This is a genomic window from Actinomadura luteofluorescens (genome assembly GCF_013409365.1).
Taxonomy (GTDB): Bacteria; Actinomycetota; Actinomycetes; order Streptosporangiales; family Streptosporangiaceae; genus Spirillospora; species Spirillospora luteofluorescens.
In genome coordinates this window covers 1,379,390-1,400,424 of sequence record NZ_JACCBA010000001.1, presented here as the reverse complement: position 1 = coordinate 1,400,424, position 21,035 = coordinate 1,379,390, and the positions used below count along the sequence as shown (strand labels likewise).

18 protein-coding genes and 1 tRNA gene are annotated in these 21,035 nt (G+C 70.9%); 8 read left to right on the top strand and 11 right to left on the bottom strand.

Annotated features, from left to right (window positions below):
* Positions 1 to 91: 91 nt before the first annotated feature.
* The gene (pyk, locus tag BJY14_RS06190; RefSeq protein ID WP_179842726.1) at positions 92 to 1,522 is read left to right on the top strand and encodes a pyruvate kinase; all 1,431 of its coding nucleotides are present in this window, start codon (positions 92 to 94) and stop codon (positions 1,520 to 1,522) included.
* Positions 1,523 to 1,652: 130 nt separating this feature from the next.
* Here pyk and BJY14_RS47990 read toward each other — a convergent pair whose 3' ends face one another.
* On the bottom strand, positions 1,653 to 2,435 hold the full coding sequence (locus tag BJY14_RS47990; RefSeq protein WP_179842725.1) for a helix-turn-helix domain-containing protein: 783 nt from the start codon (positions 2,433 to 2,435) through the stop codon (positions 1,653 to 1,655).
* Positions 2,436 to 2,535: 100 nt separating this feature from the next.
* A tRNA-Leu gene (locus BJY14_RS06180) sits at positions 2,536 to 2,608 on the bottom strand.
* Between the two features lie 102 nt (positions 2,609 to 2,710).
* On the opposite strand from BJY14_RS06180, the gene BJY14_RS06175 reads away from it, so the two are divergent.
* Entirely contained in the window at positions 2,711 to 3,313 is a 603-nt protein-coding gene (locus BJY14_RS06175) for an ANTAR domain-containing response regulator (protein ID WP_258939052.1), read from the top strand.
* 238 nt (positions 3,314 to 3,551) lie between these two features.
* On the opposite strand, the gene BJY14_RS44945 is transcribed toward BJY14_RS06175, so the two are convergent.
* Positions 3,552 to 3,728 (bottom strand): hypothetical protein, encoded by a 177-nt coding sequence (locus BJY14_RS44945; RefSeq protein ID WP_246395819.1) that lies wholly within the window; start codon positions 3,726 to 3,728, stop codon positions 3,552 to 3,554.
* On the opposite strand from BJY14_RS44945, the gene BJY14_RS06170 reads away from it, so the two are divergent.
* The 5 genes from BJY14_RS06170 (at position 3,727) to BJY14_RS06150 (ending at position 8,627) form a co-directional block, all read left to right on the top strand.
* On the top strand, positions 3,727 to 4,773 hold the full coding sequence (locus tag BJY14_RS06170; protein ID WP_246395818.1) for a branched-chain amino acid ABC transporter substrate-binding protein: 1,047 nt from the start codon (positions 3,727 to 3,729) through the stop codon (positions 4,771 to 4,773). The two genes, BJY14_RS44945 and BJY14_RS06170, sit on opposite strands and share 2 nt — an antisense overlap.
* A 105-nt stretch (positions 4,774 to 4,878) precedes the next feature.
* Positions 4,879 to 5,844 carry a branched-chain amino acid ABC transporter permease gene (locus BJY14_RS06165; RefSeq protein WP_179842724.1) on the top strand — a complete coding sequence of 322 codons (966 nt, stop codon included), beginning with the start codon at positions 4,879 to 4,881 and terminating at the stop codon, positions 5,842 to 5,844.
* Positions 5,841 to 7,016 (top strand): branched-chain amino acid ABC transporter permease, encoded by a 1,176-nt coding sequence (locus BJY14_RS06160; protein ID WP_179842723.1) that lies wholly within the window; start codon positions 5,841 to 5,843, stop codon positions 7,014 to 7,016. Before BJY14_RS06165 ends, BJY14_RS06160 begins: the two co-directional genes overlap by 4 nt.
* 47 nt (positions 7,017 to 7,063) lie before the next feature.
* On the top strand, positions 7,064 to 7,804 hold the full coding sequence (locus tag BJY14_RS06155) for an ABC transporter ATP-binding protein (RefSeq protein ID WP_179849199.1): 741 nt from the start codon (positions 7,064 to 7,066) through the stop codon (positions 7,802 to 7,804).
* Positions 7,794 to 8,627, top strand: coding sequence for an ABC transporter ATP-binding protein (locus tag BJY14_RS06150; protein WP_179842722.1), 834 nt, complete (start codon positions 7,794 to 7,796; stop codon positions 8,625 to 8,627). The genes BJY14_RS06155 and BJY14_RS06150 overlap by 11 nt, the downstream gene beginning before the upstream one ends.
* A gap of 73 nt (positions 8,628 to 8,700) precedes the next feature.
* Here BJY14_RS06150 and BJY14_RS06145 read toward each other — a convergent pair whose 3' ends face one another.
* Positions 8,701 to 9,285 carry a DUF4352 domain-containing protein gene (locus BJY14_RS06145; protein WP_179842721.1) on the bottom strand — a complete coding sequence of 195 codons (585 nt, stop codon included), beginning with the start codon at positions 9,283 to 9,285 and terminating at the stop codon, positions 8,701 to 8,703.
* Positions 9,286 to 9,544: 259 nt separating this feature from the next.
* Positions 9,545 to 9,961 carry a PaaI family thioesterase gene (locus BJY14_RS06140; protein ID WP_179849198.1) on the bottom strand — a complete coding sequence of 139 codons (417 nt, stop codon included), beginning with the start codon at positions 9,959 to 9,961 and terminating at the stop codon, positions 9,545 to 9,547.
* Positions 9,962 to 10,039: 78 nt separating this feature from the next.
* Between BJY14_RS06140 and polA the strand changes: the two genes are divergently transcribed.
* Positions 10,040 to 12,730 (top strand): DNA polymerase I, encoded by a 2,691-nt coding sequence (gene polA, locus BJY14_RS06135; protein ID WP_179842720.1) that lies wholly within the window; start codon positions 10,040 to 10,042, stop codon positions 12,728 to 12,730.
* A gap of 320 nt (positions 12,731 to 13,050) precedes the next feature.
* Here polA and BJY14_RS06130 read toward each other — a convergent pair whose 3' ends face one another.
* The 6 genes from BJY14_RS06130 to BJY14_RS06105 all read right to left on the bottom strand — a co-directional run bounded on the left by BJY14_RS06130 (position 13,051) and on the right by BJY14_RS06105 (position 20,699).
* A complete protein-coding gene (locus tag BJY14_RS06130; RefSeq protein WP_179842719.1) occupies positions 13,051 to 14,751 on the bottom strand; it encodes an ABC transporter ATP-binding protein in 1,701 nt (566 codons plus the stop codon).
* 7 nt (positions 14,752 to 14,758) lie between these two features.
* Positions 14,759 to 16,543 carry an ABC transporter ATP-binding protein gene (locus tag BJY14_RS06125; RefSeq protein WP_179842718.1) on the bottom strand — a complete coding sequence of 595 codons (1,785 nt, stop codon included), beginning with the start codon at positions 16,541 to 16,543 and terminating at the stop codon, positions 14,759 to 14,761.
* A gap of 4 nt (positions 16,544 to 16,547) precedes the next feature.
* Entirely contained in the window at positions 16,548 to 17,573 is a 1,026-nt protein-coding gene (locus BJY14_RS06120) for an iron-siderophore ABC transporter substrate-binding protein (RefSeq protein ID WP_376769995.1), read from the bottom strand.
* Between the two features lie 104 nt (positions 17,574 to 17,677).
* Entirely contained in the window at positions 17,678 to 18,565 is an 888-nt protein-coding gene (locus tag BJY14_RS06115) for an ABC transporter ATP-binding protein (RefSeq protein ID WP_179842716.1), read from the bottom strand.
* Positions 18,565 to 19,635, bottom strand: a complete 1,071-nt coding sequence (locus BJY14_RS06110) for a FecCD family ABC transporter permease (RefSeq protein ID WP_179842715.1) — start codon at positions 19,633 to 19,635, stop codon at positions 18,565 to 18,567. Before BJY14_RS06110 ends, BJY14_RS06115 begins: the two co-directional genes overlap by 1 nt.
* A complete protein-coding gene (locus tag BJY14_RS06105) occupies positions 19,632 to 20,699 on the bottom strand; it encodes a FecCD family ABC transporter permease (protein ID WP_179842714.1) in 1,068 nt (355 codons plus the stop codon). The genes BJY14_RS06110 and BJY14_RS06105 overlap by 4 nt, the downstream gene beginning before the upstream one ends.
* Positions 20,700 to 21,035: the final 336 nt, after the last annotated feature.

Sequence of the window (21,035 nt, the reverse complement as noted above, 5' to 3'; positions counted from 1 at the left end):
AGACCTCTGACCTAGACCACTCGGTGAACCCCGGGCGACCATATCCTGCACGAATATCCGTACCGGCTGGTAACTAAGTACGGTTGTGCACGTGACCCGTCGAGCGAAGATCGTCAGCACCATCGGTCCGGCCTGCTCCAGCAGCGAGCAGATCCACGCCCTCGTCGATGCCGGCATCGACGTCGCCCGCCTCAACATGAGCCACGGCGACTACGGCGTCCACGAGGAGGTCTACCACCGGATCCGCGCCGCCGCCGACGCCACCGGGCGCGGCGTCGGCATCCTCGCGGACCTGCAGGGCCCCAAGATCCGCATCGGGCGCTTCCCCGACGGCCCCGTACGGCTCACCCTCGGCGACGAGTTCACCATCACCACCGACGACGTCCCCGGCACCCGCCGCGAGGTGTCCACCACCTACCAGGGGCTGCCGGGCGACGTCAGCCCCGGTGACACCGTCCTCATCGACGACGGCCGCGTCGCCCTCAAGGTCACCTCCGTCGAGGGCACCCGCGTTCACACCACGGTCACCGTCGGCGGCATGGTGTCCGACAACAAGGGCCTCAACCTGCCCGGCGTCCCCGTCAGCGTGCCCGCCCTCACCGAGAAGGACGAGCGCGACCTGCGCTGGGCCCTGCGCCTCGGCGTCGACCTCGTCGCCCTGTCCTTCGTGCGCACCCCCGCCGACGCCGACATCTGCTACCAGATCATGGAGGAGGAGGGCGTCCGCGTCCCCCTCATCGGCAAGATCGAGAAGCCGCAGGCCGTCGAGCGGCTCCCCGAGATCGTCGCCGCCTTCGACGGCATCATGGTGGCCCGCGGCGACCTCGGCGTCGAACTGCCCCTCGAGCAGGTGCCGATCGTCCAGAAGCGCGCCATCGAGCTGTGCCGCGAGAAGGCCCGCCCGGTCATCGTCGCCACCCAGATGCTCGAATCCATGATCTCCGCGCCCCGCCCCACCCGCGCCGAGACCTCCGACGTCGCCAACGCCGTCTTCGAGGGCGCCGACGCCGTCATGCTCTCCGGCGAGACCAGCGTCGGCCAGTACCCCATCGAGTCCGTCCTCACGATGAGCCGCATCGTGCAGACCGCCGAGCAGGCCGCCCTCCAGGCCACCCACACCCTGGAGCGGATGCCCGAGACCGTCGGCGGCGCCATCGCCCGCGCCGCCGCCGAGGTCGGCGCGATCGTCGGCGCCGAGGCCCTCGCCGCCTTCACCATGTCCGGCGAGACCGCCCGGCGCCTGTCCCGCTACCGCTCGCCGATCCCGCTCCTGGCCTTCACCTCCGTGCCCGCCGTCCGCGGCAGGCTCGCCCACGTCTGGGGCGTCGAGACCTTCATCGTCCCCCAGGTCGACCACACCGACGCCATGTTCCGCCAGGTCGAGCAGGCCCTCCTCGAACTCGGCCGGTGCCAGAAGGGCGACAAGGTCGTCGTCGTCGCCGGCTCGCCCCCCGGCACCGCCGGCTCGACCAACGCCCTCCGCGTGCACAGCCTCGGCGAGGCCATCGCCATTCCCCACTGACCAACCACCCCTGCCGGGCACCGCGCGACCCGCACCCCGCGCGGTGCCCGGCTTCCTCCACCCCCGCGGACCCGCGCGCCAATCACCGCCCGGTCTCAGTTCCACGACGCTCCGGAAACCCGCCGCGCCCTCAGAACTTCGGCCCGACGAACGCGTCCAACCGCGCCACCGCCTCCCTCTTGGCGACCGAGATGTTCGTCGTGTTCATCTGCGTCCACGCCACCCCGAGCCGATCCAGCGCACCGGTGAACATCCCCTGGATGTCCAGCGAGACGTTCGTGAAGTTGTAGCGCGGGTACTCGTACCAGCGGTCCCCGTCCTTGAGAGGGCGCCGTACGCGGTTGACGAATCGGCACCCGTCGGAGTGGAGCAGTCCGCGGACGAACTCCTCGGCGAACTCGTCCACGATCTTCTTCTGCCAGGGAAGTAACTCGATCTTCCTCTCGTGCTTCTTGCCCGGTCCGTGCTGGGGGAAGAAGCAGGGCCAGTGCCTGGAGTGGCTGTTGACCTCGACGCAGCCGACACGCTGGACGGTCCGCACCTTGTTCCCCGGCCGGATGGCCCTGACGGCCTTCACGCACTCCTCGATCAGTCCGGGCCAGGCGTCGGCGCAGGCGATCCGGAGAGCCCAGATCATCTTTGTGCGGTCACCCACGGGACTGATGTAGCCGTCGCCCAGGTAAAGGCCGAGGAGGTAGGCATAGGAGTCCTCCGGTTCGGGCGACCTCGGTAATGCGGTGCACCGTGGACATACTCGGTGGGGGTGCACATAAAGTTCGCGTCCTTGCTCCGTCCGCAGGAGCCATTCGCGGAGCGCGCCACGCGAAATACCGGTCCGGCGGCTCACGTCGCTGATCGTGAGGCCCTGTTCCAGCAATGCGAGAGCGTGGCGGCGCGCGGTGATGTCATACATGCGCACAGTGTCGCGGTGGGCTATGACAGAACCGCGCCCACGTAGAGGAGGGGGCTACGGCCGGGGATGAAAAGCGAACTGGGGGAGCTTTGTGGAGAGGTGCCCCGAGTGGGATTCGAACCCACACTGGATGTGGTTTGAGCACATTGTCTCTGCCATTGGACTATCGGGGCTAATGTCCTGATAATTCGGACATCTAGGTTGTCCGTGAGAGCAGGGCTCTCCGGGCGGCCCTGACGGGGACCAGGGTAGCGGGTTTCGGTAGGGTCGTGGGCGTGGAGAGCGCTCGGCGAGTTGTGATCGCGGAAGACGAGGCCCTGATCCGGCTGGACCTGAAGGAGATGCTTCAGGAGGACGGCTACGAGGTGGTCGGGGAGGCCGGTGACGGTGAGACGGCCGTCCGGCTGGCCGGGGAGCTGAGACCCGACCTCGTGATCCTCGACGTGAAGATGCCGGTGCTGGACGGCATCTCGGCGGCCGAGCGGATCTCCGCGGAGCGGATCGCGCCGGTGGTGATCCTCACCGCGTTCTCCCAGCGCGAGCTCGTCCAGCGGGCGACGGACGCGGGCGCGATGGCCTACCTCGTCAAGCCGTTCTCCAAGACCGACCTCACGCCGGCGATCGAGATGGCGGTGAGCCGGTACACCGAGCTGCGCGCGCTGGAGGCCGAGGTCGCGGGGCTGCAGGAGCGGCTGGAGACGCGCAAGGTGGTCGACCGCGCCAAGGGGCTGCTCCAGCAGGCCCACGGCTGGTCCGAGCCCGAGGCGTTCCGGTGGATCCAGAAGACCTCGATGGACCGGCGGCTCACGATGCGGGCCGTCGCCGAGGCGGTCGTGGCCGGCGCCTCCGGAGGCCGGGACGAGTCCGCCGCGGGCTGACTCCTCAGCGTGGTCCAACCCCTGGTTGTCAAGGTCCAAAGCGCAGGTCCCGGACCGGGCCGCAGGCGTCACGTTTCGTAATCGTCCCAGGCAATGCCCTGTATCGGATGGGCACAGGGGCGTAACGAACGAGTAACCCTTCGATCCGGGGGTCCTGTTCTGGGGTGGGTCGACGGTGTACGACATACCTGGTCCCCGAGTGACCGGTTTCCTCCTGTGAGGCGTCGGCGTCGGGGCTTCACTCGTACCCGATCCCCTCCCGGATCCGGATGGAAAGGTTGGGCACCTTGCGGCGCAACAAGATGAGGATCACCGGCGCGGTTGCGGTGGGCGCGGCGCTCGCGCTCAGCGCCGTGGCGTGCGGTGACGGCGATAGCGGTTCCGGCGGCGGCAACGAGGTCACGATCGGGTTCATGGGTGACCTGACCGGTGAGAACTCGGGCCTGGTGATCCCGCCCAAGCAGGGCGCGCAGCTGGCCATCGAGCAGTACAACGCCACGAACCCCAAGGTCAAGATCAAGTTCAAGACCTACGACAGCCAGGGCAAGCCGGAGCAGGCGACGACGCTGGCGCAGGGTGCGATCAAGAACGACAAGATCGCCGGTCTGATCGGCCCGGCGTTCTCCGGTGAGTCGCAGAGCGTCGCCCCGATCCTCGAAGAGGCCAAGGTCCCGAGCGTGTCGCCGTCGGCGACCAACATCACGCTCGGCGAGAAGGGCTGGAAGTTCTGGCACCGGGTCGTGGCCGACGACGCCGTGCAGAGCGACGGCGCCGCGAACTTCCTGGTGAACTCGGTGAAGGCGAAGAAGATCTTCACGGTGTCGGACAACCAGGACTACGGCAAGGGCCTCGCCGACGCCATCGGCAAGGCCGCCGGCGCCAAGGGCGTGCAGACCCAGACCGACGCGGTCGACGACAAGGCGACGGACTACTCCTCGACCGTCAACAAGATCAACCAGTTCAAGCCGGACGCGGTCTACTTCGGTGGCTACTACGCGGTGGCGGGCCGGCTGTTCAAGCAGCTGCGCGAGGCCGGCTACAAGGGCAAGATGATGTCCGGCGACGGCTCGCTGGCGACCGGCCTGATCGAGGGCGCCGGCCAGGAGAACGCGCAGGGCGCGCTGCTGAGCTGCGGCTGCCTGATCGACGCCGAGGGCAAGACGAACCCGAAGGCCAAGAAGTTCGCCGACGACTACAAGGCGAAGTTCAACTCCGAGGTCGCCATCTACTCGACCGAGGGCTTCGACGCCGCGACGGCGTTCATCGAGGCGGTCAAGGCCGGCAAGACCGAGCCGGAGGACATCAACAGCTTCCTCAAGACCGAGGACATCCAGGGCGTCGGAAAGCAGATCAAGTTCGCCGAGAACGGCGAGCTGGCGGCCAAGGACATCTTCATCTACGAGGTGAAGGACAACAAGCTGCCGCTGCTCGGCAACAGCAACGAAGCGAAGGTCTCGTAGGCGTCACCACGCCCGGACCGACCGCCCCCGGCCCCGGGGGCCCCTGATGGCGCGGGAGCGGGAGCGCTACAGCGCTCCCGCTCCTTTTGACGAAGGCGACCGAAGGTGCTCGACGACTTCATCAATCAATTCTGGCCGTCGACCGTCGACGGCCTGGCGCTGGGCGCGATCTACGCGCTGCTGGCGCTGGGCTACACGATGGTCTACGGCGTGCTCCGGCTGATCAACTTCGCGCATGCCGACATCTTCATGGTCGGCACGTTCGCGGCGCTGTGGACGGTGCGGACCCTGGACGTGTCCGCGGTGGGCGGCGTCGCGCTGATCGGCGTGGTGGCGCTCATGGCCGTCGTCGGCGGCGCGGTCGCGGGCGGCGGCGCGATGCTGCTGGAAGTGGCCGCCTACCGGCCGCTGCGCAAACGGGGGGCGTCGAGACTCGCGGCGCTGATCTCGGCGATCGGCGCGTCGATCTTCATCCAGCAGCTGATGGGCACGGTGCTCATCCACCGGGTGTTCGGGACGTCCAAGGAGGGCGGCAAGCTCGACGTCAACGAGCACTTCAAGAAGCTGTCGGACGTCGTGGACGTCGGGCCGATCCTCATCCGCAACGACCAGCTGATCGTCTTCCTGGGCGCGGTGCTCATGATGGTCGCGCTGGACCAGTTCGTGAACCGCACGAAGCTCGGCCGCGGTATCCGCTCGACGGCGCAGGACCCGGAGACGGCCGTGCTGATGGGCGTGAACATCGACCGGGTCGTGCAGGTGACGTTCCTGGTCGGCGGGGTGATGGCCGGCGTGGCCGCCGCGCTGTACTTCCTGCGCTTCGAGAGCACGAACTACTTCGTCGGCTTCCTGCTCGGGATCAAGGCGTTCACGGCGGCGGTGCTCGGCGGCATCGGCAACATCCGGGGCGCCCTGGTCGGCGGCTTCACCCTCGGGTTGCTGGAGATGTACGGTTCGAGCTTCTTCGGTTCCCAGTGGCGCGACGTGGTCGCGTTCTCCGTGCTGATCTTGGTCCTGATGTTCCGTCCCACCGGCATCCTCGGTGAGTCGCTCCAGAAGGCGCGCGCATGAACCTCACGAAGAACGGAAACGGCAACGGCGGCGCGGGCGGTGTCCGCTCGGCGCGCGACAGGCTTTCCCTGGACCCGCTGCGCGACTGGTGGGCGGCGGCTCCCGGCGCGGTGCGGTGGGGGGTCTACCTGCTGCTGATCGTCGGCGCGCTGCTGCTGCCGAGCGAGGCGATCGGCTCGTTCATGGCGCCGAGCGGCAGCGACTGGCCGTCGATGCTGAGCAGCCAGATCGCGATCTACGTGCTGCTGGCGATCGGGTTGAACGTGGTGGTCGGGATGGCCGGCCTCCTCGACCTCGGGTACGTGGCGTTCTACGCGGTCGGCGGCTACACGATGGCCATCTTCGCGACGCGCTACGAGTGGAACTTCTGGGAGTCGCTGGGGCTCGCGATCGGGTTCTCGGCGCTCGCGGGGGTCATCCTCGGCGCGCCGACGCTGCGGTTGCGCGGCGACTACCTGGCGATCGTGACGCTCGGCTTCGGTGAGATCGTCAAGCGGACGGCGAACAACAGCTCGTACGTCAACGGCCCGCGCGGCGTGCAGGGGATCCCGCACCCGCCGTCGCTGTCGGAGTTCGAGATCCTGGGCGTGCAGCCGCTGAAGTACGGGCTGCTGGACGCGCGGCCGTACTACTACCTGCTGGTGCTGTTCATCATCATCGCGATCGTCTTCGTGAAGCGGCTGGAGCGGTCGCGGGTGGGCCGCGCGTGGGCGTCGATCCGTGAGGACGAGGACGCGGCGGAGCTGATGGGCGTGCCGACGTTCAAGTTCAAGCTGGCGGCGTTCGCGATCGGCGCGGCGATCGGCGGCAGCGGCGGCGTGGTGTTCGCCGGCCAGATCACCTCGATCAACCCGCAGAACTTCGAGTTCCTGGTCTCGGCGCTGATCCTGGCCGGGGTGGTGCTCGGCGGTTCGGGCAACCTCCCGGGCGTGATGCTGGGCGCGGCGGTGCTGGCGTGGCTGCCCGAGCGGTTCCGGTTCCTGCACGACTACCGGATGCTGATCTTCGGTGCCGCGCTCGTCATGATGATGATCTTCCGTCCGGAGGGTCTGTGGCCGTCGCGGCAGCGGAAGGCGGAGCTGGCCGAGGGCACCGGCGGCATGGGCAGCATGGGCGCCGAGGTGGCCGGTCCGGGCCAGTCCGGCGCGGCCGCCGTGGAGGAGGGCAAGTGAGCGAGGCGAAGGGCGCGTCGCCCGTCCTGGAGCTGCGGGACGTCGTCATGCGGTTCGGCGGCGTGGTCGCGCTCAACAAGGTGGACATCACGATCCGCGAGGGCGAGATCTTCGCGCTGATCGGCCCGAACGGGGCGGGGAAGACGACGGTGTTCAACGTGACCACCGGCGTCTACCGGCCGACCGAGGGCGAGGTGGTGTTCCGCGGCAAGCGCATCGACGGCAAGAAGCGTTACGCCGTGACGAAGCTGGGTGTGGCGCGCACGTTCCAGAACGTGCGGCTGTTCCACAACATGACGGCGATGGAGAACGTCATGGTGGGCGCGGACGCGCACCACCGGACGGGTTTCGTCGGGGCGGCGCTCGGGCTGCCGTGGCATCACCGCGAGGAGCGCCGCGGGCGCGAGCGTGCGCGGGAGCTGCTGGAGCTGGTGGGGATCCCGCACCGCGGCGAGGAGGCGGCGAAGAACCTGCCGTACGGCGACCAGCGGCGGTTGGAGATCGCGCGGGCGCTGGCCACCGAGCCGAAGCTGCTGCTGCTGGACGAGCCCGCGGCGGGCATGAACCCGGCCGAGAAGGTGGCGCTTCAGCAGCTGATCCGCGACATCCGGGACACCGGGGTGACGGTGCTGCTGATCGAGCACGACATGAGCCTGGTCATGGGCATCAGCGACCGGGTCGCGGTGCTGGACTTCGGTCAGAAGATCGCGGACGGCCTGCCGGCCGAGGTGCAGAACGACCCGCGGGTCATCGAGGCGTATCTGGGGGCTCCGGCCGATGCTTCTTGAGATCAGTGACATCCACGTCCACTACGGGAAGATCGCCGCGCTGAAGGGCATCACCGCGGAGGTCGGCCAGGGGGAGATCGTCACGCTGATCGGCGCGAACGGCGCCGGGAAGACGACGACCCTGAAGACCGTCTCGGGGCTGCGCGGGCTGTCGTCGGGCGCGATCCGGTTCGACGGCCGGGACATCAGCAAGATGCCCGGGCACAAGCGGGTGCTGGTGGGGATCGGGCAGGCGCCGGAGGGCCGGGGGATCTTCCCCGGCATGACGGTGGAGGAGAACCTGCTGATGGGCGCCTACGCCCGCAAGGACGACCCCGCCAAGGAGCTGGCCGAGGCGTACGAGCTGTTCCCGCGGCTGGCCGAGCGCCGCAAGCAGATGGGCGGCACGATGTCCGGCGGCGAGCAGCAGATGCTCGCGATCGGGCGGGCGCTGATGGCCAAGCCGAAGGTGCTGCTGCTGGACGAGCCGTCGATGGGCCTGGCGCCCATGCTCGTCCAGCAGATCTTCTCGATCATCCAGGAGATCAACCGGCGCGGCACGACGGTGCTGCTGGTGGAGCAGAACGCGCAGCAGGCGCTGCAGATCGCGCACCGGGCGTACGTGCTGGAGACCGGCCGGGTGGTCAAGTCGGCCCCGGCGGCGGAGCTGCTGGACGATCCGGAGGTCCGGGCCGCCTACCTGGGCGGTGAGATGGGCGATGCGGCCGCTCCCGCGGCCGGGAACGCCGCTCCGGCGGCCCGGGATGCCGCTCCGGCGGCGGAGGACGGCGCTCCGGCGGACGAGGGCTCGGCGGACGGGTCCGGCGAGGAGACCGCGAAGTAGCGGCGCGTCCGAGCGTGTCAGGCCCGCTCGGCCCGGTTCGTCCGGGTCGGGCGGGCCTCGCGCGTCCCCGGGGTCAGGGGAGCCTGATCTCGGCCGGGGCTGGGTCGGTCGTGGCGCCGACCGGCGGCGAGCCGTACAACCGGACGGCCCTGGTCTTCGCGCCGCGGGGCACGTCGAACCACAGGTCGAACTCGACGCGCATGCTCGCCCCGACCGACAGCCGCTCCGGCTGCCGCTTGATCATGGTGGCGTTGACGTCGGGGGAGTGGGTCCGGCCGTCGGTGGTGACGAGCCGCTGCCGCCAGGTGTCGAAGACCTGGATGTCGCGCCCGGTGTTGACGGCGAGGACGCGCACGCGGGTGAAGGCGCCCTTGGCGTTCATGGAGGCGTGGGTGCCCATGACGTCCGTCATGGCCTCGCGGAAGCCGACGACGGTGAACCGCATGTCGGCGCTCTTGCCGGTCTTGCCCTCGGGGACGGCCTCGTCCTCCCGCGCCTTCTCGGCGGGGATCTTGTAGTCGGGGAGCGAGGCGGTGCCTTCGGAGCCGGAGCATCCCGCGAGCGGAAGGGCCGCGGCGAGGACGAGCGCGGCGCCCGCGAGGGCGGCGCCCGCACGGGTGCCCGCAAGGTGCCGGGTGCGCGTGTCAGGGTGGCGCATGCCTCGGAAGGTACGTCCGGTGCCGGGGGCGGGTGAACGGGCGGGATCGTTTCGCAACGCAACCGCAACCGGTGATGAACCTACACCGGTGTCGGCCGGCGGGGGCCGTCCCCGGACATGCGTTGACCCGGGGTCACCTTTGGGGCCGTACGAACCTTCCCCGGGCGCGTACGTTGTCTACTCGGTGACCCCGGGCCGGTCCGATCCACGCTACAGACCCGGGGCGCCGCATCGCAAAGAAAGCGCGGATCACGCCGTGTCAGCGGCCGGGCGGCGCGTCGCGCAGCATGCAGGTGAGGCGCGCGGTGCAGACCCGCCGGTCCTGGTCGTCGGTGATGACGATGTCGTAGGTGGCGAGGGTGCGGCCCCCGTGCGCGCGGGTCGCCACGCCCGTGACGTACCCCTCGGTCGCGGACCGGTGGTGGGTGGCGTTGATCTCGATCCCGACCGCGATGCGGTCCGGGCCCGCGTGCAGAGCCGAGCCGACGGAGCCGAGGGACTCCGCGAGGACGCAGGAGGCGCCGCCGTGCAGCAGCCCGTAGGGCTGGGTGTTGCCCTTGACCGGCATGCGCCCCACGACGCGCTCGGCCGAGGCCTCCAGGTACTCGACGCCCATGTTCTTCGCCAGGTCGCCGTGCGCGTCGAACTCCTCCCCCGCGAGGATCTTCGCGCCCAGGTCCTCCGGGCTCGCGCCGCCGGTGTCAGTCACTTACGCCTCCACAAAACTGTCCTACGCGCAGACTAGAGTCCTGGTGTGGCGACCTCACCGACGACCCCTGACAAGCGCGACCGGCTTCTCCTGCTCGACGGCCATTCCCTGGCCTACCGGGCGTTCTTCGCATTGCCCGTGGAGAACTTCTCCACGACCGACGGGCAGCCGACCAACGCCGTGTACGGCTTCACCTCGATGCTCATCAACGTCCTGCGCGACGAGCAGCCGACCCACATCGCGGTGGCGTTCGACCGCTCCGAGCCGACGTTCCGGCACGAGCAGTACGTGGAGTACAAGGCCGGCCGGCAGAAGACGCCCGACGAGTTCCGGAGCCAGGTCAGCCTGATCTTCGAGGTGCTGGACGCCCTGCGCATCCCGCGGCTGTCGGTCGCCGGGTTCGAGGCCGACGACATCATCGCCACGCTGTCCGTCCAGGCCACCCGCGCCGGGATGCAGACCCTCGTCGTCACCGGCGACCGCGACGCGTTCCAGCTCGTCGACGACTCGGTGACGATCCTGTACCCGGTCCGCGGCGTGTCGGAACTGGCCCGGATGGACCCGGCCGCCGTCGAGGCCAAGTACGGCGTCCCGCCCGAGCGGTACCGCGAACTCGCCGCCCTCGTCGGGGAGAGCAGCGACAACCTGCCCGGCGTGCCCGGCGTCGGCCCGAAGACCGCCGCCAAGTGGCTCACCAAGTACGGCGACCTCGACACCCTCGTCAACCGGGTCGACGAGATCAAGGGCAAGGCCGGCGACAACCTGCGCGAGCACCTGTCCGGCGTCCTGCGCAACCAGCAGATCAACAAGCTCGACACCGAGGTCGGCCTGGAGCTGGCGCCGCCGCAGCTGTCGATGGGCCAGTGGGACCGCGAGGAGATCCACACCCTGTTCGACTCTCTGCAGTTCCGCGTCCTGCGCGAACGGCTGTACTCCTCGATCTCGGCCGCCGAGCCCGAGGCCGAGGAGGGCTTCGACGTCGAGGTCGAGGCGCTCGAACCCGGCGCGCTCGGCGCCTGGCTCGACGCCAACACCGCCGGGCGGATCGGCGTCGCCGTCACCGGCACCTGGGGCCGCGGCACCGGCGAGATCACCGCGCTGGCGCTGGCGTCCACGAAGGGCCCCGCCGTCCACCTCGACCCCGTCGAGCTGATCGAGGACGACGAGCGCGCCCTCGCCGCCTACCTCGCCGACCCCGCCCGCCCCAAGGCGATCCACGAGGCCAAGGGCCCGATGCTGGCGCTCGCCGCGCGCGGCATGCGGCTGGAGGGCGTCACCAGCGACACCGCGCTCGCCGCCTACCTCGCGCTCCCCGGCCAGCGCACCTTCGACCTCGCCGACCTCGTCCTGCGCTACCTGCACCGCGAACTGCGCAGCGAGACCGAGGACTCCGGCCAGCTCACCCTGGACGGCTCCGGCGAGGAGGAGGCCGCCGAAGCCCTCGCCGTCCGCGCGCGCGCCGTCACCGAACTCGCCGACGTTCTCGACAAGGACCTCGACAAGCGCGGCGCCACCCGCCTCCTGCACGAGGTCGAACTGCCCCTCGTCGGCGTCCTCGCCGGCATGGAACGCGCGGGCATCGCCGTCGACGCCGACCACCTCGCCGGCCTGTCGGCGTCCCTGGGCGGCCAGGTCAAGGAACAGGAGCAGCTGGCCCACGCCGCCGTCGGCCGCGAGTTCAACCTCGGCTCGCCCAAGCAGGTCCAGCAGGTCCTGTTCGACGAGCTGAACCTGCCCAAGACCAAGCGCACCAAGACCGGCTACACCACCGACTCCGAGGCCCTCACCACCCTCCTGGAGAAGGACGGCCACCCCGTCCTGGAGCACATCCTGCGGTGGCGCGAGGTCGCCAAGCTCAAGAGCATCGTCGACTCCCTCATCCCCATGGCCGACGACGCCGGCCGCATCCACACCACGTTCAACCAGATGATCGCCGCCACCGGCCGGCTCTCCTCCACCGACCCCAACCTGCAGAACATCCCGATCCGCACCGCCGAAGGCCGCCAGATCCGCGAGGCCTTCGTCGTCGGCGACGGCTACGAGACACTCCTCACCGCCGACTACTCCCAGATCGAGCTGCGCATCATGGCGCACCTGTCGGAGGACGAGGCCCTGCTGGAGGCGTTCGGCTCCGGCGCCGACTTCCACACCATCACCGCCTCCCGCGTCTTCGGCCTGCCCCCCGAACAGATCGACTCCGAACTCCGCGCCCGCATCAAGGCCATGAACTACGGCCTCGCCTACGGCCTGTCCGCCTACGGCCTCTCCCAGCAGCTCCGGATCTCCCCCGACGAGGCCCGCGGCCTCATGGAGGAGTACTTCGAGCAGTTCGGCGGCGTCCGCGACTACCTGCGCGACATCGTCGCCAAAGCCCGCCAGGAGGGCTACACCGAGACCATCCTCGGCCGCCGCCGCTACCTGCCCGACCTCAACTCCGACAACCGCCAGCGCCGCGAAATGGCCGAACGCATGGCCCTCAACGCCCCCATCCAGGGCTCGGCCGCCGACATCATCAAGGTCGCCAGCCTCAACGTCGACCGCGCCCTCCGCGACGCCCGCCTCACCTCCCGCATGCTCCTCCAGGTCCACGACGAACTCGTCTTCGAAGTCGCCCCAGGCGAGCTCGACGACCTGAAAACCCTCGTCAGCAACCAGATGGCCGCCGCCTACGAACTCCGCGCACCCCTGAGCGTCTCCATGGGCACCGGCCGCACCTGGCAAGACGCTGCTCACTAGTTTTTTGCGTTTTTCTCCTCCTTCGGGCCTGGCGGCCCTCCATCGTCGATAAACGCTTGCGATCGCTGGCATCGCTTCGACTCGCCTTGCGGCTCGCTGCGCGATCAGATTCTTGCTTCGCTCGAATCTGCCTTCGGACGCGATCGCGACCATTGAGGCTGTTGCGTGGTGCGGTGGCGGCTGGTGTCGTTGCAGTAGTAGGTGCGGGTGGCCGCTTCGTTGTGGCCTTCTGTGGCGTTGGTGCGGCTTCGGCTCGTCTGGCGGCTCGCTGCGCGGTCAGGTTCACCTGCTTTCGGACGCTGGCCGTTGTTGGGGGTTGGTCAGCGGGCCACTGCTTGGCGGTAGGTGTCGTCGGTGGCCAGGAGGTCGCGGTGGGTGCCTTCCTTGGCGATGACGCCGTCGTCCAGGACCAGGACGCGGTCGGCCACGTCGAGGAGGGCGGGGCTGGTGGTGACCACGAGGGTGGTGCGGCCCCGGCGCAGTACGGCGATGTTGCGGGCGATGAGCTGTTCGGTGACGGCGTCCACGGCGGTGGTGGGGTCGTGCAGGACGAGGACGGGGGCGTCGGCGGCCAGGGCACGGCCCAGGGACAGGCGCTGGCGCTGGCCGCCGGAGAGGTTCGCGCCGCGGTCGCGGACGGGGTGGTCGAGTCCGGCGCGGTGGAGGGCGACGACGTCGGTCAGCATGGACGCCTCGACCGCCTCGGAGACCTTCCGTGCGGTCCCCGAGGGGTCGATGTTCGTGCGCAGCGTGCCCGCGAAGATCTCGGCGTGCGAGGGGTTCACGAGCAGGTGCTCGCGGAGCGCGCCGACCTCCAGGTGCGCGGTCTCCCGCCCGCCGACCCGCACCGCGCCCTCGACCGCAGCCGGCGGAACCTCGCCGGACAGGACCGCCACCAGGTCGGCCGCCGAGCGCTGCCCGTAGGCGGCGATGGCGACGAAGCGGCCGGCGGGCACGTCGAACCCCAGTTTCCGCAGGGACCCGTACTGGACGCAGTCGACCTCCAGGCCCGCGTCCGCGGCGGGACGGTCCGTGCCCGGCGTCGCCACCGGCGGCGCGGCCAGCACCAGGGCCATCCGCTCCGCGGACGCGCGAGCGACCATGATGTACTTCGGCATCTCCGAGAAGAGCTTGAGCGGCTCCATGATGAACTGCGCCAGCCCGACGGCCATGACGAGTTCTCCGGTGGTGATCTGGTCGCGGAACGCCAGCCGGCCGGCCACCAGGGTCACGGCGGTGGCGAGGGCCATGTTGAGGGCCACCGCCGTCCCCATGTAGGCGCCGTTCGCCCGGGCGACGGCGATCGCCTGGTCCCTCGCCTCGCCGCTGGCCCCGCGGTAGGAGCGCAGCGCCGCGTGGTTGCCGCCGAAGCCGTGCAGCGGGCGCAGGCCGGCGATCAGGTCGGCGACCTTCGCGCCCGCACGCGCCACCCGGGCCTGCTGCTCGCCGGTGCGGGAGCCGATGCGCCTCGACATCACGCTCAGGACCGACAGGATCGCGACGGTTCCCGCGATCACCAGCAGACCGAGCCCGAGGTCGGCCGTGCCGAGCGCGACCGCCGTGATCAGCACCGCGACCAGTGAGCTGACCAGCAGCGGGACCACCTCGATGATGTCGGCGGTCTGGTCGGCGTCCTCGGTGGCGATCGTCAGCACCTCGCCGGACTTCAGATCGACGTCCCGGGCCACCGGCTGGAGCCCGCAGGCCGCGACACTCACCCGCCGGCGGTGCGCCTCGGTCGTGTTGGCCCTCTGCAGGATGCGCATCCCGAACCGCCACGAGAACGACACGGTCGTGATGATCGCGGCGAGTGCGGCGAACGACAGGGCGAGGGCACCGAGGCTCCGGTCCCCGAGCGCGTGCTCGACGATCAGGCCGAGCGCGATGGGGAAGGCGGTCTCGGCGGCCTGGTACAGGCCCATGAGGACGGTGCCCGCGGCCATGGCGCGGGCGTTGCGGCGCAGCGCGGTCCGCAGGATGTGGGCCCCCGTGATGCGGGCCGGGCTGTCCGGGGTCGTCATCGCAGGTTCAGCGCCCCGTCCGCCATGCTTGCCACAGCCGCGCGTACGCGCCGTCCAGTGCCACCAGTTCGTCGTGTGTGCCCTGTTCGACGACGCGGCCGCCGTCCAGGACGGCGATCCGGTCGGCCGTCCTCGCCTGGGTCAGGCGGTGCGCCACGAGCAGCGTCGTGCGGTTCCGGCACGCCGCGAGGACGGCCCGCTCCAGTTCGGTGGCGCCCTGACTGCCCGCCTCCGCGGTGGACTCGTCCAGGACCACGACCGGGGACCGGTTCAGCACCAGGCGGGCCAGGGCGATCTGAGTGGCCTGTGCGGCGTCGAGGCGTTGGCCGCCCTCGCCGACGAGGGTGTCCAGCCCGTCGGGCAGCGCGTCGACCCATCCGTCCGCGCCGACCGTGCGGAGCGCGTCCGCGAGGGCGGCATCGGTCGCCTCCGGCGCGGCCAGCCGGAGGTCGGCGGAGAGCGGGCCGGAGAAGACGTGCGTCTCCTGCGTCAGGATGCTCACCAGTGCGCGCGCTCCTGCCTCGTCCAGTCCGGCCAGGTCGGTGCGGCCGATGCGCACCGATCCGGCCTGTGGGGTCCCGATGCCCGCGATGAGTGCGGCCAGGGTCGACTTGCCCGCGCCGGTCGCGCCCACCAGCGCCAGCGAGCCGCCCGCCGGGATCGTCAGGTCGACATCGCGCAGGACCGGTTCGGTGGTTCCGGGATAGGTGAACGTCAGCCCCGCGACCGTCACCGGGTAGGCCGCAGCGCCCTCCGGCGCGGCGGCGCTGCCCACCAGCCGCTCGTCCGGGGCCTCCGCCAGCACCCCGACGAGCCGGGCCAGGCTCGCGCCCGATTTCTGGGCCTCGTCGAAGGTGAACATGATGGCGCCCAGGGGGTTGAACAGGCGGTGGAACAGTAGCGGGGCCGCGGCCACCTCTCCGAGGCTCGCGGAGCCGGCCTCCAGCAGGGCGTACCCCACCGAAATGATCAGGACCAGCCCGATGAACTCGGCGCGGTTCTCCCTGCCGACGAACCGGCCGAAGAGGCGGAACACCTCGACGCCGATCTCGCGCACCCGCCACGACTCGCGGGTGACCCGCTGCTGGAAGGCGTCTTCGAGCCGGTACGCCCGGACCGTCCCGATCCCGTCCAGGCCGCTGATCAGCTCCTGTGCCCGGTCGGCCTGGGCCGTCCGCTGCTCGGCGTAGAGCGGGGCCGACCTCGGCAGGTACCAGCGCAGTGCCAGCGCGTACGCGGGCAGCGCGCCGAGGCCCGCCAGACCGAGCCGCCAGTCGAGGCCGAACATTCCGGCTGTGGCGACGGCGACCAGCACTCCCGCCGACAGGACCGTGGGCACGGCCGTGCGGATGCCCTTGGACAGGACGGCGACGTCGTCGCCGACCCGGGAGAGCACGTCTCCCCTGCCGGCCCGCTCCACGCTCGTGATCGGCATTGCGAGCACCGCCCGGACGGCTCCCTCGCGCAGCCGCGCGAGCAGGTCCGCGCCCAGCCGTCCGATGAGGTGGGTCGACGCCGCGGAGGCCGCCGCGGCGAGCGGCGCGCCGACCGCCATGAGCATCCCGATCGTGAGCAGGGTCGATTCGGGTCCGCCGCGGGCGACCTTGTCGACCACCCTTCCGAGCAGGAGTACGGGCAGTACCTGGAGCGCCGCGCCGGCCAACGTGGTGAGAGCGGCGGCGGTGGTCGTCCACGGCGTCCGACGGCAGCGCGCCGTGACCCATCGTGCGGCCTCGCGCCCGGTCGCCGTGCGCAGGGCGGCCGGGGCGGGGCGCGTGCCGGTGGCGCTCACGCGGCTAGGCGGCCGACTCGGCGATCGCGTCGATCGCGTACGGCAGGGACGGCAGCGTGCCCTGGGAGATGGCGGCGCCGACCGCCGGCCCCTCGCTGTCCAGCAGGTAGGACACCTTGCCGCCCTTGACTGCGGAGAGGTTGGCGAACAACGCGAACTTCTTCAGCGCCTCCTGGTCCGCCTTGTCGTTGATGACGAAGATGCGGTCGACGTCGACGAGGTCGATGCGCTCGGGGGACAGCACGGTGAAGAACTTGCCGCCCGCGATCTTGTCGATCTCCGTGGCGCCCTTGAAGCCGATGCCGGACACCAGCCGCCCGCGCACGTCGGTGGTGGTGAAGGGCGCGACCGAGTTCTTGTACCAGGACAGCACGACGGCGGTCTGGCTCCCGAACTCCGGGTGCGCCTTGCGGGCGGCGTCGAGCTTGGCCTGGACGGCGGCGACCTTCTGCCTGCCTTCGGCCTCCTTGCCCAGGGCCTTGGCGATGTGCACCGCGTTGTCCTGCCACGGCGCGCTGAACGGCTCCTTCTCGGCCTTGGTGCGGCCCACCGTCGGGGCGATCTTGGAGAGCTTGTCGTAGCCGGCCCTGTCGATCTCGGAGTAGACCGCGATGATCAGGTCCGGCCGCAGCGCGGCGATCTTCTCGAAGTTCGGCCCGGAGCCGCCGTTGCTCATGACGACCTCGGGACGGGTGCCGCCCCACTTGTCCTTCACCCAGGGCCACTGGGTGTTGATGTCGGGAGTCCGCCCGGGCGGGTTCGGGTACTGGTCGACCATGCCGACCGGCTTGACGCCGAGTTCCAGGATGGTCTGGTCGTCGGTGTAGCCGACGGAGACGACCCGCCGCGGGGCCTCGGTGATCTCCGTGGATCCGAAGGCGTGCTCCACGGTGACGGGGAACACGCCGCCCGCGGCCGCGGGGGCTTCGCCGCCCGGCTCGCCGGCCGAGCCGGAACCGCACCCCGCGAGGAGGCCGGCGCCGAGGAGCGCGGCGGACAGTGCCGCGGCCAACCGGCGCCAGGAGATCACGGGTGTCATTCGATGGGGGGCCATGCAGGATCCTCGCTCTGTGCACTGTCCGATGCGGCGCCTACGGGCCATCCGCAACGGGGGTTAAGTTAGGAAAGGCTAACCTAACTCATCGTCGGATCCGGGGTGCCGCCGCGTCCCGGCCGGGTGTGCGCGCGACCGATCGGAACGATGAGCGGCCGGTCTCCCACCGGGTCGCCGATCACCTCGGCACGCAGCCCGAACGCCTCGTCCAGCAGCTCGGCGGTGATCACGTCCCTCGGATGCCCCTGCGCCAGGATCCTCCCCGCCCGCATCACGACGAGGTTGTCGCTGTAGCGCGCGGCCAGGTTGAGATCGTGGAGGACCATGACCACGGTGCGCCCCGCCTCGTGCAGGTCGTCCACCAGGTCCAGGACGTCGACCGCGTACGCCAGGTCCAGGTACGTGGTCGGCTCGTCCAGCAGCAGCAGGTCGGTGCCCTGCGCCAGGATCATCGAGATCCAGACGCGCTGGCGCTGCCCGCCCGACAGGGTGTCGACCGGACGGCCCGCCAGATCCGACACCCCGGTCATGGCCAGCGCGCGTTCCACGACGTCGGCGTCATCGGACGACCACTGCCGCAGCCAGCTCTGATGCGGATGGCGGCCCCTGGCGACCAGGTCGGCCACCGTCAGCCCCTCCGGCGCGACCGGCGCCTGCGGGAGCAGACCCAGCTTCCTGGCCACGTCCCTCGTCCGGAGCCCGGCGATGTCGGCGCCGTCCAGCACGACCGAGCCGCTGTCGGGCCTGAGGAGCCGCGCCAGGGTGCGCAGCAGCGTCGACTTCCCGCAGCCGTTGGGCCCGATGATCGTGGTGATCACACCGGACGGGATCCGCACGTCGAGCCCGTCGAGGACCGTCCGCCCGCCGTACCCGACGGCGACGTCCCTGGCGGCGAGCCGCGCCCCGCCGTCGCCGCGCCCGGCCGGGGCGGCCGACGGGTCCGTTCCGGCTCTTCTCCGCCGCGCCATCACGCCGCCTTCCTCACGTTCGCCCGCACCAGCAGATAGACCAGGAAGGGGCCGCCGACCGCGGCGGTCACCACCCCGACCGGCAGCGCCACCGGCAGCGCGGTGCGCGCCGCCAGGTCGGCTCCGGTCAGCAGCGACGCCCCCGCCAGGCCCGAAGCCGCCAGCGGCGGCGTCGGGCACCTCGCCAGCCGCATCGCCACCTGCGGCGCCACCAGCGCCACGAACGGGACCGGGCCCGCGACGCTGACCGCCACCCCCGCCAGCAGCACCGCGCACAGCAGCATGACCGCCCGCACCACCGGGAACCTGACGCCCAGTCCCGCGGCCACCTCGTCGCCGAAGTGCAGCGGCCCGAACTGGAAAGCGGCCCCCGCCACGACGGCCAGGAGGACGAGCGTGCAGCCGAGCGCGGTCCAGGCATGGCCCGGCGACCGGCCGTCCAGCGAGCCGACCAGCCACACCTGAGCCCGGGCCACGTCGGTGATGTCGGCCGTGACCAGCAGCCAGGTCGTGACCGCCTGCATCGCCGCGCTCACCGAGACGCCGATGAGGACGAGCCGGAAACCGTCGATCCCGCGGCGCCACGCCAGCGCGTACACCACAAGGCCGGTCCCGAGTCCTCCCGTGAGCGCCGCCGCGGGGAGCCCGACGGATCCGGTGACCGCCGCGGTGGCTCCGCCCGACACCGTCAGCAGCGCCACCGCGACAGCGCCGGCGCCCTGGGTGATTCCGAGGACGTCCGGGCTGGCCAGCGGGTTGCGCGCGAGGGACTGGGTGATCGCCCCCGAGACCCCGAGCGCGACGCCCGCGGTGAGCCCGGCCAGAGCGCGGGGCAGCCGCAGATCCATGATCACAAAGGTGTCGAACCGTTCGCCGCGGCCGAGGAGCGTGGCGAGGACCCGGGGGAGGGCGATGGGGAAGTCGCCGGCGCCGATGGACAGGCAGAGCGTCAAGAAGGCCGCCGCCGCCAGCAGCACCGTGACCAGGGCCGGCCAGGGCCGCCAGACGAACGACACCGGGCCGAGCCGCACGCCTGGCGCCACGGGCCGCTTCAGATCGGTCCCGCTCATGCGTTCCTGAGCTTTCCGCGCCACACCAGGGCCGCGAGGAACGGGGCGCCGAGCAGTGCGACGACGATGCCCGCGTCCAGCTCGCCCGGCCGCGCGACCAGGCGGCCCGCGATGTCGCAGGCCATCAGGACGGCTGCGCCGAGCAGTCCCGCGTACGGAACGAGCCAGCGGTAGTCCGGGCCGGTCAGGTACCGCGCCACATGGGCCACCATGAGCCCCAGGAACGCGATGGGGCCGCACGCGGCGGTCGCCGCGCCTGCCAGCAGGGTCACGGCGACGATTCCGACCGTCCGGCTCACCGTGGTGTTCACCCCCGCCGCCTGCGCGACGTCGTCGCCCAGGCTGAGAAGATTCAGGGCGGGCAGCGTGGTGAGCGCCAGGACGAGCCCGACGGCGACGAACCCCGCCACCGGCCATATGACGGGGAACTTCACCCCGGCCACCGACCCCGCGTTCCAGAAGCGCAGCGCGTTCAGCGACTGCCGGTCCGACAGCGCGACCGCCGTCGTCATCGCCGCCAGGAACACCGTGACCCCCTGCCCGGCGAGTGCGAGCGTCAGCGGGCTGCCTGCTCCTCGGCCGATGCTCGCCAGCCCGAACACCACGCCTCCGGCGAGTCCCGCCCCCAGGAACGCGAACCAGACGTACTGGAACGGGCTGGTGAACCCGAAGACCGACACCGCCGACACCACGGCGAACGAGGCCCCGGAGTTCACCCCCAGCAGGCCCGTGTCGGCGATCGGGTTGCGCGTGCACCCCTGGATCAGCGCCCCGGCGACACCGAGGGCCGCGCCCGCCACGACCGCGAGCACCGTCCGGGGCGCCCGCACCGTCCGCACGATGAGCCTGATCTCGCTGAGCCGCTGATCGGAGTCCGGCGCCGCGAACAGCCCGTCCCAGACCTCGCCGGGGCTCAGGGCCCGCGCTCCGACGGCCAGCGACGCCGCGCCCGCCGCCGCGAGCACCGCGACGAGCAGGCCCAGCCCCGCCAGGCGCCTTCTCCGCGCCGCCGAGGTTCGCGCCTCGGGACGGGACGCGGGCGGGTTCTCCGTGACCGCGCTCATCCGCGCCTGTCGAGCCCGGTCAGCACTGCTCTCCTCCGACTTCGGCCGCCAAATAAGGGAAGCCTAACCTAACGCGATCCGATCGGGCGCCCCGCCCTCCGCCGTGGCGCCCGGTCAGGTGGGACGGACGAGCGGCCCGCGCCTGTGGGCAGGCCGGCGCGGCCCACGTCGCGCCATCCGCGAGACCGGCGCCGCTGCGCGGAGGTGCCGGTTCTTCGGCTCGGCGTTGGTCGTCATGACGGGAGGAGTGGATGGCAATTTGGGCTTTTTGTTCTTTTAGTGGTTATTCGTCGCTTTCTTGTGTGAGACGGGGCTTGGTGATGGGGGGTGTTGTTT